Annotated in this window: 7 protein-coding genes; 3 read left to right on the forward strand and 4 right to left on the reverse strand. The window is 32.2% G+C overall.

The features are described 5' to 3' along the window. Positions 1–282 precede the first annotated feature (282 nt). Positions 283–999: a LytTR family DNA-binding domain-containing protein gene (locus tag CVD18_RS09950; RefSeq protein WP_103865294.1), complete on the reverse strand. Its 717-nt coding sequence runs from the start codon at positions 997–999 to the stop codon at positions 283–285. Between the two features lie 340 nt (positions 1,000–1,339). On the opposite strand from CVD18_RS09950, the gene CVD18_RS09955 reads away from it, so the two are divergent. Beyond that, positions 1,340–5,776, forward strand: coding sequence for a glycosyl hydrolase family 18 protein (locus tag CVD18_RS09955; RefSeq protein WP_103865295.1), 4,437 nt, complete (start codon positions 1,340–1,342; stop codon positions 5,774–5,776). A 190-nt stretch (positions 5,777–5,966) separates the two neighbouring features. Further along, positions 5,967–6,788, forward strand: coding sequence for an IS5 family transposase (locus CVD18_RS09960; protein ID WP_103865296.1), 822 nt, complete (start codon positions 5,967–5,969; stop codon positions 6,786–6,788). Between the two features lie 77 nt (positions 6,789–6,865). Here the strand turns inward: CVD18_RS09960 and CVD18_RS09965 are convergent, their stop codons facing one another. The 3 genes from CVD18_RS09965 to CVD18_RS09975 form a co-directional block, all read right to left on the reverse strand. Beyond that, complete coding sequence (locus CVD18_RS09965) at positions 6,866–8,167, reverse strand: carboxypeptidase-like regulatory domain-containing protein (RefSeq protein ID WP_103865297.1); 1,302 nt, start codon at positions 8,165–8,167, stop codon at positions 6,866–6,868. 123 nt (positions 8,168–8,290) lie between these two features. Next, positions 8,291–9,694 carry an ATP-binding protein gene (locus CVD18_RS09970; RefSeq protein ID WP_103865298.1) on the reverse strand — a complete coding sequence of 468 codons (1,404 nt, stop codon included), beginning with the start codon at positions 9,692–9,694 and terminating at the stop codon, positions 8,291–8,293. 175 nt (positions 9,695–9,869) lie between these two features. Then, the gene (locus CVD18_RS09975; protein ID WP_146052750.1) at positions 9,870–10,403 is read right to left on the reverse strand and encodes a hypothetical protein; all 534 of its coding nucleotides are present in this window, start codon (positions 10,401–10,403) and stop codon (positions 9,870–9,872) included. Between the two features lie 448 nt (positions 10,404–10,851). Between CVD18_RS09975 and CVD18_RS09980 the strand changes: the two genes are divergently transcribed. Beyond that, entirely contained in the window at positions 10,852–13,185 is a 2,334-nt protein-coding gene (locus tag CVD18_RS09980) for a patatin-like phospholipase family protein (protein WP_103865300.1), read from the forward strand. Positions 13,186–13,216: the final 31 nt, after the last annotated feature.

Here is a 13,216-nt window from a genome sequence, read left to right on the forward strand (position 1 = left end):
AAGTCTTTGAAATCTTCAGGAATCATCAAAAATAAAATTTAGGCTAAGATAAAACATATACAAATCATAACTAAGCCATTTTCTTTTGAGGAGTATTACAGCTTGTGAGTTAGAAAAAAATGAAGATTCACTTAGAAATATAATGCTAAACGATATACTAATTAATATTATTATTATATTGAAAATGAATAATAATTAATTATTCTTTTTTGGTTTAAACAAAAAATCCAGAAACATGCTTCTGGATTTTTTAATTTATAGGTATAGAGTGAGGCTTAAACATTAGCATGCAACTCCATTTATAATTTTATACTTAGCTTCTTTGATGTAATTCCTACCCATAGGAAGTAATTCTCCATTAACTTCTACACAATTTTTATCGATCGCCTTTACTTTACCAATTGCAACTGTGTATGAGCGATGAATTCTTGTAAAAAGATATTTAGGAATTAATTTTGTTATAGCAGAAAGATTATAGTGTGTAACATAGTCTTTATGAGCTGTTTTTATAATAACATAGTCTTTGAGGCTCTCAATATAGTATATATCATTATAATAAACCTTAATCATCTTTTTATCTACTTTTATAAAAATATGATCTTCTGGCTCGAAATCTGATAGAAGAGAAGGTTTATTTATAGTATTAAGTATTTTGGAAGTTTTATGCAAAGATTTGACTAACCTTTTAATTGATATGGGTTTTATTAAATAATCTACAACCCCTAATTCAAAACCTTGTACAGCATACTTCTCATCAGAAGAGGTTATTATAATTAAAGGAGGATCTTGTAAGCTTTTTATAAACTCTATACCATTTACTATTGGCATATTAATATCTACAAAAACTAAATCGATTGAGTTTTTTCGTGTAAAATCAAAGGCATCCACAGCATTATTACACATAGCAGTCACTTCAAAGTTTTCAAAGTACTTCAAATGCTTTTTTATAATATTAATCGCTAATGGATCATCATCAACAAGTAAACATTTTACTTTCATTCTATAATATTTTAACAATTATTCTAAGTTAAAATTCCTTATTTACGTGATTTATCCCTAATACGTTTTGATTTCCTACATCATCATATTTAACCAGAATTATTACTTTTTATTGTTCTTTTTGATGAAGAGTCTCTTAATAATCTTGTTTCTCTATAGAAATTATAGAATATAAGTAATTTACGTCTTATTCTTGTTTTTCTTCTGAAAATCTATGAATTATAGTCATTTAGCTATTTAGTTTTTTAAAAGTTTGAGTTTTTCTTAATTTTTCACTGGAAATAAAATTTGTTTCCAGAAATAATTACACAAACCATTTTATAACTTAAGGTAAAAAATTATGAAAAGATTAAACGAGACTTTTGAGGTCAGGTGTTTTCAAAAGAAGTATTTGAAAACATTCTTACTTTTAATTTTATTATGTGCATGGAGCATAGGCTCTGCACAGGTAAACACTGGAGGAACTGCAACGACAGCAAACCACCAGAAACAGATAATCGGTTATATTACCAATTGGGATGCATGGAAAACGAATACTGCAGGCGTTCCAGCAGCAGGGGCATTAACGCACCTTAATATTGATTATTCTAAGTATACCATTCTTAATTATTCATTTTTTGGAGTAGCTAGAGATGGATCATTACATAGTGGGGATCATAGAGATAAAAAGATTTACCAACAAGGTGTTTCACAAGAACCAGCTGATATATTCTTTACTGATATTTATAGTAGTTGGGATATGCATATTCTTTTTGGAGAGATTGATCCACTTCAATATATCAATGAAGATGCAAAAAGAAGAGCAGAGGCTCAAGGTTTTCAAGTTGCTGTTGGAGGTAGTACATGGACACACCCAGCATGGGGATTAAGTGGATCACTTCCTTTACCATTGCATAAGGAAACAGGAGCACCAGGGCTTCTTGAGTTAGCTCATCAAAAAGGAGTTAAGGTAATGGCTTCTATTGGGGGATGGAGTATGTGTAAACATTTTCCTGAGATGGCTGCAGATCCTGTAAAAAGAGCCAAATTCGTAGAAGACTGTAAAAAATTGATAGCTACAGGGTTCGACGGAATTGATTTAGACTGGGAGTATCCAGGACCTTTTTCAGGAATGAACTTTACAGGAACTCAGGCAGATTTTGCAAATTTTGAAACATTGTTACAAGAAATACGTACTGCTATTGGGCCAGATAAATTGATCACATCGGCTATGTCTGCAGATCCAAGAAAACTAGAAGGGTTTAACTGGACAAATGTTGTTAAAAACATGGATTACTTTAATATGATGACCTATGACTTCAATGGAGGATGGTCTAATATTGCAGGACATAATGCACCAGTATACCCATACACAGGAGCAGAAGTACCTTTCTTTAACTGGCAGTCAACATTACAAAAACTAAACGAATTAGGAGTGCCTTCAAATAAAATATGTTTTGGAGCCCCATTTTATGGTAGAGGAGTAATTACTGCGGGTAATGCCGATCTTAATGTTGCTACAGTAAAAAGACAAGACAATGTACAACCAGATGGACCAATTGAGACGGCAGCTGATTATACAAATTGGCCAAAAGATGTATATGATGGTACACCTAATTACTTTTTTATAAAACAAAAAGCATTATCTGGTACTGGTGGCTGGACCAGAAAATGGGATGATGAGGCAAAGGTTCCTTATTTGGTAAACGGAAAATATTTCTTAAGTTATGATGATGAGGAATCTATAGGTATCAAAGCTCAGTTTATAAAAGATAATAATCTTGCGGGTACTATTGTATGGACTGTATATGGTGATTTAGAAATAAGTGGTTCTGCTACTTCATTTGGACCTAAATTAAAAAGATGGTCTAATGTAAAATCTCCTTTAGTAAACAAAATGAATGAGGTATTTGCAAATGGGATAATCATAAATCCTGCTCCTACAGTAAATATCACATCTCCTGCAAATAATGCTAATTTTGCTCCTGGTTCAACTATTACAATAACCGCAAATGCATCAGATTCAGGTAGTGGTACAGTAACCAAAGTAGAATTTTTTAACGGAGCAACAAAATTAGGAGAAGATACAACTGCTCCTTATGAGTACTCATGGGTAAATGTTGTAGTAGGTAATTATTCTATTACAGCAAAAGCAACAGATAATGAAGGAGCAACAAAAACATCTTCAGCGGTTGCTATTTCTGTAGGAAGTACACCTAATGTACCACCTACAGTAAGTATAACATCTCCTAACAATAATGATTCTTTTACAGCAGGAGCATCTATAGCAATAGCCGCGACAGCAGCAGATAGTGATGGTACTGTAGCTAAAGTAGAGTTCTTTAACGGGACAACAAAATTAGGAGAAGATACTACCAGCCCTTATAGTTATAGTATAGCTAGCGCAGTGGTAGGTACTTATACCTTAACAGCTGTAGCTACAGATGATAAAGCGGCAACTACGACTTCTGCAGTGGTAACAGTGAATGTTACAACTGGCGATGGAGGTGATTGTGCTGCAATACCACAGTATGTAGCAGGTACTCCTTATGGACAAAATGATGAGGTGCAAAATGATGGAGTAAAATATACTTGTAGTATTCCAGGGTGGTGTTCATCTGATGCTGCATGGGCATATGCACCAGGTACTGGAGCTCACTGGCAAAATGCATGGACAAAAACTGGAAGCTGTACAGGAGGAGGAGGTACATCTAATGTAAACCCTACGGTAGCAATAACTTTACCAACTAATAATGCATCTTTTGTAGAAGGAACTTCTATTTCTGTAACTGCGGATGCTTCAGATTCTGATGGTACTGTTGCTAAGGTAGAATTTTATAATGGTGCTACTCTGTTAGGTGAAGATACTACTAGTCCTTATTCTTATACAGTTGCAAATGCAGCAGTTGGAAATTATACACTTACTGCAAAGGCTACAGATAACCAAGGTGCTAATACAATTTCTTCAGTAGTTTCAGTTTCAGTTACACCAACTGGTGGTGGAAGTGGAAATTGTGCTAGTGTAGCACAATATGCAGCAGGTACTTCTTATGGACAAAATGATGAGGTACAGAATGATGGAGCAAAATATAGTTGTGATGTTCCAGGATGGTGTTCATCTGCAGCAGCTTGGGCGTATGCACCTGGTACTGGAGCTTACTGGCAAAATGCATGGACAAAAGCTGGTGACTGTACTGGTGGTGGAGGACCAGGAACTTCTCCTGTGGTAAGTGTTACCTCTCCTCTTAGTGGTGCTACATATCCTGTAGGAAGTTCTGTAATTGTTTCAGCAGATGCTACAGATGATGGTAGTGTGACCAAGGTTGAGTTCTTTAATGGAACTACTAAATTAGGAGAAGATACTACAAGGCCATATTCTTACACAATAGCAAATGCACAAACAGGAAGTTATTCTTTGACAGCAGTAGCTACTGATAATGAAAATAATCAAACAACATCTGATGCTGTTGTTATTAGAAGTCAAGCTCCAGGAGGAGGAAATAATAACCTTCCTGGTAAGATTCTTGTAGGATACTGGCATAATTTTGATAATTCATCAACTACTCCAAGATTGAGTGAAGTGTCTAGAGATTGGGATGTAGTTTGCGTTGCTTTTGCAGAACCAGTAAGAGGTAGTGCTTCTGATATGCAATTTAGCCCATATAGTATCTATGCAGGAAATACTCAAGCATTTATCGATGATGTAGCTACTCTACAGAGTAGAGGACAGAAAGTATTGATTTCTATAGGAGGAGCAAATGCTAGAGTTGAGCTTACAAATACAGCAGAGAAAAATGAATTTATTAGTTCTATGACTAATATTATTAATACATATGGATTTGATGGACTAGACATTGATTTAGAAGGAAGTTCTCTTTCATTAAATCCAGGAGATACTGATTTTAGAAGTCCAACGACGCCAAAGATAATCAATCTTATAGATGCTACAAAAGCGATTAGATCTAATATAGGAGCAAATCGTTTTATTTTGAGTATGGCTCCAGAAACAGCTTATGTACAAGGTGCTTATGGAAATTACTCTGGGATATTCGGAGCATATTTACCTGTTGTGCATGCATTACGTAATGAGATGAATTACATACATGTACAGCATTATAATACTGGATCTATGTTTGGTAGAGACGGACAGGTATATCAACCAGCAACGGCTGATTTTCATGTAGCAATGGCAGAAATGTTGATTACAGGATTCCCTGTTGCTCAAACAGGACTTACATTTCCAGGGCTTAGAGCTGATCAAGTAGCAATTGGTTTACCATCTACTACGCAAGCAGCAGGAAGTGGATATACTTCTGAAGCAGTAGTACAACAGGCATTAGATTATTTGATCAAAGGTGTTTCTTATCCTGGTAGATCATACACTACTAGTGCAACTTATCCTACTTTTAGAGGATTGATGACATGGTCAATCAACTGGGATTTAGTAAACAATTCTGCATTCTCTACAAGTCATAGTGCTTACTTAAAAGGAGTTGCTAGTAGAAATGCTACAGCAGCTAGTCAGAGTGTAGGAAAAGTATTCCCTAACCCTCTGTCAGGTAATATGATTAATGTAGCATTAGATAATAGTGCTATTTCTAAGTCTGGAGGAGCTAATTATTTCAGATTCCAAGTATTTAATACTAGTGGAGTGGAAGTTTTTAATTTTCAGAATGATAACCTAAGATCAGGGCAAGAGACTATGAGTTTTGATATAGGTGATTTAGAATCAGGAATGTATTTTTACACAATTTCGGTTTCTAAAAATAAAACGACTGGTAAGATAATTAGAAAATAATAGGCTTTAAATTAATTTTTAAGACTATAATTGATTTAATAGGGTTCGGATATTCCGAGCCCTATTTTTTTAATAACAAATAGGTTTCTATATATTATAAATTGAACTGATTTAAACTTTTTTTTGAATTGTAAAAACGGGCTGCCGATATTTGCGTTACGACACGTAAATTATTTAAAAGCAGCCTATTATGTACAGCGTACTAGACAAATATACAATAGAAATGGAAATAATTCCACACATACCATTAGCCAAGCGAGGGTTTCCTCCAAGAGTTCCCTTAGTTGAGATTGTAAATGCTATACTTTACAAGTTAAAAACAGGAGTTCAATGGCATCAATTACCAACTCAAATTTTCTTTGAAGGAAAATCATTGAGTTGGGAGTCTGTTTACTATCATTACAGAAAATGGTGTGTTAGTGGAGTTTGGAAATCTTGTTGGGTAGGTTTTCTAACTAAGCATAAATCTAACTTTGATCTCTCTAGTGTAGATTTAGATGGTAGTCATACTCCAGCTATTAGAGGTGGAGAACAAGTGGAATATCAAGGAAGAAAAAAACGTAAAACTACCAATGCCCTTTATTTAAGTGATAGACAGGGATTGCCTCTTGCCATGTCAGAACCTTTAGCAGGTAATCATAATGATCTCTATGATATTGAGGTTCAATTCGAGGTAGTAACATCAACATTGGAAGACGCTAATATTTCTATAGAGGGGTTATTTCTCAATGCAGATGCAGGCTTTGACGCCAAGGACTTTAGAAACTCATGTGATAAAAAGGATATTAATGCAAATGTATGTTTCAATAAACGTAATGGAGACCTAGACAGAGGTGAATATTTCGACCAAGAACTTTACAATGAAAGATATGCTATAGAGAGAACCAATGCTTGGATGGATAGCTATAGGTCACTGCTCAATAGGTATGATACTACCGTAACTAGTTGGATAGGTTTTAATTACCTGTCATTCATTGTCATAGCGATTAAAAAATTTAAAAAAAAGAACTAGAAAAAGTTTAAATCACTTCATAAGCTATATACAATCAAAAAGTTGCTATGATATTATTTTTTTGATTATTTACACTTTTAATTTAATCTTTGTAACTGTTTTTTGATTTTTTTGATGGCTGATTCTATAGATTTTTCAGGCTCTATAACATTGAATTCTCCCCAAAACACTGGATCAGAAAACCCAGAAGCTTCATCACTAATAATAACAGAAGGTTTTAGTTGATTTCTTTGTTTAATAGACAGGTTATCAGTGTTTTTCTTCCAGTCGGTAACCGCCATTTCGACATTCAATTTATATAAAGAATTGAATAATTTCTTTTTCCAGTTAACTTTTACATTCATATTAACCTTACCGTAGCTATAATACCATTTTCCGTTTTTTTGCCGATAATCGATGGCATAACTAACTTTAGTAAGGTTGACTTTTGCTTTTTTGGGTTTTTTACGAACAAACATTTTACTTACTTCTTCTTTATTTTCCATATTTAGGCTATACACAGCTTTGGTTACAGCAAAACTTTTAGAATCGATATATAGTTTGCCAAAATACAATGGCTCTTTTATATGTGGATGTTGTTTAAAATTAAGTACGTAGATGTCTTGGTCATTAATTTTTGTAGAGGTATCAAAACTAAAACTATATAAGTTTGGCATATTGTCAGTAAAAAGAATATCTGAATTCTTCATTACATCAATATATAATGTAGTTGTAGGTCCTCCTTGTAGTTTTAGGGTTAGCGTGTCTAGCTTTTTATAGTCTGCACTTTTTCGGGCTTTGAATAGTTTGAGTACATCTGTTTTTTTAGATTCATATGGATTTTTGTAGATATCTACGACGGCTTCAGAAAGCGATACATATGTTCTTCTTTTTTTGATGGTTTCTCTATAAAATGCAGTCATGATTGTGTGCTCATTTAGATAGTTACTTCCTTTTTTTTGCATTACTTTTTTTAGGAGTTGGATTGGATCTATTGGGGTAATGCTGACTTCAGATAATTCTGTAACCGATACATTTAATTTTATTTTTAATTCTTTTCCTTCAAACTCAGAAAGCGCTATTGTTTTATCCCTATATCCTAGATAAGAGATGGTAATAGTGGTAGTATTCATATCTGCGGGAACTTTTAATAAGAACTTTCCTTCGGTATTGGTAACAGTAGATATATTAGTTTGATTTACAGAAATAGAAGCAGATATAAGCGGTTTGTTGGTTTTTTTATCAAGTATTATTCCTTTGTATTTATTATAATCAGAATTAGATGTAATATCTTGTATATAAGCATATACGTGTGTTTTCGAGGGAAATCCTAAAACTAAAAAAACAAGAAGTATAAAAGAAATATGTTTTTTACGGAATAGTTTGTTTGTTTGTTGCATTACCCAAAGTTTTTAATTGTCTTTTAATAAAGAGTTTAGTGTACCTTACAAGGTAAGAAATTTTGCTGAACAAGAACGTTGTTGATTTCTTAAAGCAAAGAGGTTACTTGTAATTATGTATTTCTAGTGGTTCTGAGAATGATTCCCAAACCAATTTTTTAATTTGATATTCAATATTTCTGTAGTATAGGGTTTTGTAATATAATCATCTAATCCTTTGGCTATATATCGTTCTGCATCACCTGGAAGCGCATTAGAAGTTATCGCAATAATAGGAGGGATTGTATTATAAGTTTTGCGTAATATTTGAGAGGTTTGTACACCGTCGATTCCAGGTAAATTGATATCCATTAGGATTAGATCATAGATGCCTTCTTGAAACATCTGTATTGCTTGTCTTCCGTCTTTTGCTGTATCTGATGTACACCCTAAATATTTCAAAATTTGTTGAGATACAAGTATACTGGTATCAGAGTCTTCTATAAGTAAAACATGTAAATTATATTTTTGATTTTTTAAAGAGGGTAAAGATTTATTCTTTTGAGGTATAGGAATACTGACCTTAGTTGTTTGAAAGGTAAACCAGAAGTTACTCCCTTTTCCGATTTCACTTTTTACACCAATTTCTCCTTGCATAAGCTGAACTAGTTTCTCACAAATAGAGAGACCTAAACCACTACCTTCTCCTGCAAGTATTGAAGCTTGATGAAATTGGCTAAAACGATTAAAAAGTGTTGCCTGATTTTTTGTATCAATACCAACTCCAGAATCAATAACTTCTACTTTAACTGTTAGGTTATCGTTTTTTTTTGATACCAAAGAAGTATGTATTTGTATTAGCCCTTGATCTGTAAATTTTATAGCATTGCCTATAAGGTTTGAGATAATTTGAGTTAACCGCTTATTATCAGACATGATATTCTCGGGCAATTCATGAGAATAATTAGATGTTAATTCTATTTTTTTTGAAGTAGCAATTGCCATAAATAGACCTATGTTTTGATGAATCAGATCTTTAAAATTAGTTGGTACGGGGGAAAGGTTAAATTTTCCAGCTTCCATTTTTGAGAGGTCCAAAATTTGATTCAAGATATCCAATAAGTTATGTGAAGATTGATAAATAGTACTTACATATTGTTTTTGAAGCTCATCTAATTTGGTGTTTTTGAAAAGTAAATCTATCATACCAATTACGCCTACCATGGGAGTTCTGATCTCATGGCTCATATTTGCTAGGAAGTCTTCTTTGAATTTTGAAGCTTTTAAGATTTGTTTGTTTTTTTCTTTTAACTTATCAAGATTTCTACCTCCAAACATAGCAAAAAGACCAAGAAATAGGGGAGCAGTATCTATGATATAATGAATAGGTTGTTGTTGTTGTACCCATATTATAGATTGCCACGAGAATTCTATTCCTAACCTGGCAATATCTATACTTGTAGCCAAAATAGGAAATAGGAGTCCAAATAGGATTCCATAAAATGCGTATCTAGCCGCTTCAGATTTGAACCATGATGTTCGCACCATATAATTGTTAAGTTAGACTCTTTATTATAAAAGAGTAGAAGGTATTGGGGAGTGAATATTGAGAGTTATCATTAAATATAAGTTTTTTTCAGGGAATTAATAGTTAATAGTATTCTTAGAAAAGTCCACGATAACTAATTATCGCGGACTTTAAACCTTACTTTTATTGATCGGATTATGGCTTAAAAATGATTCTTTTAAGTTTGTATCCGTCTATTTTTATTAAATATGTTTTAGGGTCCATGTAATTTTGAATGTAGTCATCAACTTCTCCTTTGTCTAATAGTCTTCCAGACATATTGTAAAGGCTATAATTAAGGCCTTGAGGAACATCTTTTATATGTTTAAACGTTTTTTCATCTGTGTTTTGTTGGCAGGTATTGTCTGCAAGAAATCTATCTACAAAAGTGATTCTTCCTTGCTCTTCTCCTTCTAGTGTTACAGTAGCAGTATGATCGATATCAATAATGCCATTACCTGTTAAATCTCCAAGAATGATAAGGCATGCGTTTCTTACCTTGATACGTACACCATCTTCAAGATGTAGGCTTTCTGTAATAAAAATAACACCTTCTTCAGTGTTTTCATCCAAACCATCAACGACAGTATTTTCTGTAACCGACATTAACTTATATGAAATATCGATTTTTGAGTTTGCAAATGTTAAGCTTGTTACGAACAAGAGTAGTAAAGGTAGAATTGTTTTCATAAAGTTTGGTTTTGGGGTTGAACTTTTGTTTTGTAAGTTAAATCTTACTTGATGTGATTTTAAATCGTTGTAAAACACAAAATCAACGACAATATACACTTTTTTGTGTTAAAAACGTAACTTTATTGAGTTTAATATAGATGCTAATAGGTAGTTTAAGAGTCAAAATATCTCAAAACCCTAGTTAATACAGGAGTTTTAGGGTTTTATTTATTTTTGTTTTTTTTAACATTTTTTTTAAAGAATATACTAATTGATTGATTTTAGTTTTTAATGCGATAATAATACTTGACTTTTCCTAAAATAAAAACACCTTTTCATTAAGAAACTATATAAGCTTATTTTGATTGTATTAATTTACTAGATATTTTAAAGAATATTACCAGAGAGTATTCGTTTAATTCATTAGATTTATTGTGTTATTCTTACAACCTAATTACAACAAAAAATGGTAAAACTGCTGTTATTTTTTCAACGATTTAGTATCTGGTTTAAAACATTAATAGGAGAGTTGTATAATAACTTAATTAGTCTTTTTTTTATTTTATCCTTGTATTTTGCATTATGGCATTTTCCGCAGACTTTGGATTTGTTATTAATATTAAATCAAGCAGATGCTTTTTTATTTGAAGTCCCTTTGTATTTCTTTTTACTTATGGCCTCCGCATTTTTGATTTGGAATATCCCTAAATACTTTTACTTTTATAATTATAAGGATATTACATTTTATAACCTTATAGGTTTTGTACCAAATCAACATTACAAATTTCAGAGAAAGAATAAGTATGCGAGATACCATTATAAGGTAAGAGTACATATGCGAAAAGTAGTTCCTAGAATATTGGCTTTGTTATTATTGATAATATCTGCACTTAGTATTCTTAATGCCATGAAGGTGTTTGAACTAGAAAATATATATACTAGCTTTTTTGATCCTACCAATACATTGATCTCTAGTATATTTTTTTTACTTTTTTTTACTGAGCCTATATTTTATGAACATTTAAAAAATTTTGTAACCAAAATTCCAAAAACGAACACCTTTATTGTATTACTGTCAGTAGGGTTGGTGATTTTTATAATATCTCTTGGTACTTTGAATACTCAGACAGAAAAAGATTTAGGTAATCTCTTTTTATCAAATTATGCGTTGGTATTATTTTTCTTCACATTATCATTTAATAGTTATAATTTCTTAAAGGAATTTCCCGAAAAATTATTTTATGGAACCGTTCTCGTTGCAGGCTTTATTTTATTAATATCTTTTTTGGTTCTTAATTTTATTCCAGAATGGGCTGGTAGAATAAATCCTTTGTCTATTTTAATATTGTCATTGGTAAGCTTATTCATGATTAGTTTTATATTGATCTTGTGCGGGAAAAAATTAAAAATGCCATTATTTACTATAACTGTCATTTTGAGTTTGTTTTTTGGGAGGCTCTTTTCGAAAGAATCAGATCACTATCAATTAGATTTAAAGAAAAGTACAGTAGTTAGAGCTACTATGGAGGAGTACATATATCAATGGATAAAAAGTCGAGAAGAAATTATCAAAAATCAAGAAGGATGTTTTCCTGCAATCATAGTCTCTTCAGAAGGAGGTGGTTCTAGAGCTGGGTTATGGTCTTTTTTGGTACATAGTTATTTGTATGAAAAATCTAATGGGGAATATTTTGAGAAAAACTTATTGTCTTTGACAGGTGCTTCTGGTGGTAGTGTTGGTAATGCGCTATTTTTTGCTGAAGCACAACGTGCAATGAAGAATGATACGACAGCTAGTTTTAAAATAAAACAAAATAAAGAAAATAGGTATCCTGTTTTAAAATATAAAGCAAGTGCTATTTATAAAGAAAATTACTTATCTGTTGCATTATTATCATTTTTAGGGAGAGATCTTTTTAAAGAGGTAACAAGTTTATTTAGATTTAAAAATAGAGGGCAATTATTAGAAGAACAATGGAGCACTTCGTATAAGAACTATTTTTTAGAAAACAATAATGGAGAAGACATTTTGCAAAAAGAGTTTTTGTCTTTTTATGAAAATATTACAGATGCAAAAGGAAAGATTATAAATAAAACAGTTCCTCCTCTTTTATTTATAAATACGACACATACACAAACAGGAAGTTATAATATGATAAGTCCTGTAAAATATTCACATTTAAGGGAGCTTACAGGAATGAATGATTTTATAGATAATCTACAAATGTATTATCCTGATACTTCTATTGGATTGTCTACAGCAATGAGAATTAATGCAAGTTTTCCATATATCACTCCTGTTGGAGAGGTAAAAAAAGTTTCAGAATCAGGGAGGGTATATTCAGATCAGTATGCAGATGCTGGATATTATGATAATATTGGTGGCCGAGTGTCTAAGGGAGTAGAAGAGGTTTTTAAACAGATACTGAGAGATTCTTTTCCAGGTCTACAGGCTAAAATAAAATTAAAACATCTAGTCATAGCTAATGATGAGGAGCGTAAAATAATAAAAACACAAACACAACTACAGGCCCCTTTAACTACCTTGCAAAATGTAAGATATGGTCATACTCGAGAGATCACAAAAAAACTAGGAAGTAATTACTCTATTATGCTAAAACCTACTATGATTCCACTACTAAATCCTGAAATAGTATCAAAAGACACAGAGAAAGAAGCTCTTTTAATAAAACCACTCTTGCCCTTGGGTAGGTATTTATCTACTGTAGCCATAAGATCTATAGAAGCTAGATTAAATGTGGTGAAACCAGAATTAAACTCTATTTTAACCATAAATTAAGACAGTTGTCATTTTTTTTTGTATATTTGTC

The sequence above is a fragment of the Aquimarina sp. I32.4 genome (genome assembly GCF_002924285.1).
Taxonomy (GTDB): Bacteria; Bacteroidota; Bacteroidia; order Flavobacteriales; family Flavobacteriaceae; genus Aquimarina.